The sequence below is a fragment of the Catenulispora yoronensis genome (assembly GCF_039531695.1).
GTDB lineage: Bacteria > Actinomycetota > Actinomycetes > Streptomycetales > Catenulisporaceae > Catenulispora > Catenulispora yoronensis.
This window is the reverse complement of sequence record NZ_BAAAQN010000179.1, coordinates 1-657: the sequence shown is the minus strand read 5'-3', so window position 1 is coordinate 657 and position 657 is coordinate 1. Positions and strand designations below refer to the sequence as shown.

Here is a 657-nt window from a genome sequence, read left to right as displayed (position 1 = left end):
ACAGCGGAACCGTCTCCCCCAGAGCGAAGTTCTGGAGGATCAGGAATTTGCTGCCCAGATCGATAATCAGCACGGCTACGACCACCCACAGCCAGCGTAGCCCCGTTGAACAGATCGATTTACTCATCAGGCGAATTTACGTTGCTCGCCGTCACCGGCGACGTTGCTCACACAGCGTCCGCAGATTTCCGCGTGTTCCGCCACCTTGCCGATATCGGTGGTGTAATGCCAGCAGCGCGGGCATTTCTCACCTTCAGCTTTACTCAATGCGACTTTCAGCCCTTTGAGCAGTTCGCTTTGCTGCGCATCAGCGGACGCGCTCGCATAGTCTGCGACGTTCGCCCCGGAGGTCAACAGGACAAATCGCAATTCATCGCCCAGCGCATTGAGCTTAGCCGCCAGATCGGCATCAGCATACAGCGTGACTGCCGCTTCCAGCGAGCCGCCGACTTTCTTATCCGCACGCGCCTGCTCGATCACCTTGTTGACTTCGCCACGCACCTTCAGCAGCTCATCCCAGAAATCGTCGTTCATCGCTTCGTCGTCGGCCAGGCCGAACAGACCTTCATACCACTCGCCGGTGAAGACATATTTCTCACGCTCGCCCGGCAGATAGCCCCAGATTTCATCTGCGGTGAAGGACATGATCGGCGCCAT

General features: G+C 57.7%; 1 protein-coding gene and 1 pseudogene. Both read right to left on the bottom strand.

What is annotated here, in order from left to right; genetic code table 11:
* Positions 1-127 (bottom strand): annotated as a pseudogene (lspA, locus tag ABD481_RS46655) (signal peptidase II); the annotation flags it as partial.
* Positions 127-657 (bottom strand): zinc finger domain-containing protein (locus ABD481_RS46650; RefSeq protein ID WP_344672344.1); only part of this gene is annotated, 531 nt, incomplete at its 5' end. The pseudogene lspA and the gene ABD481_RS46650, both read right to left, overlap by 1 nt.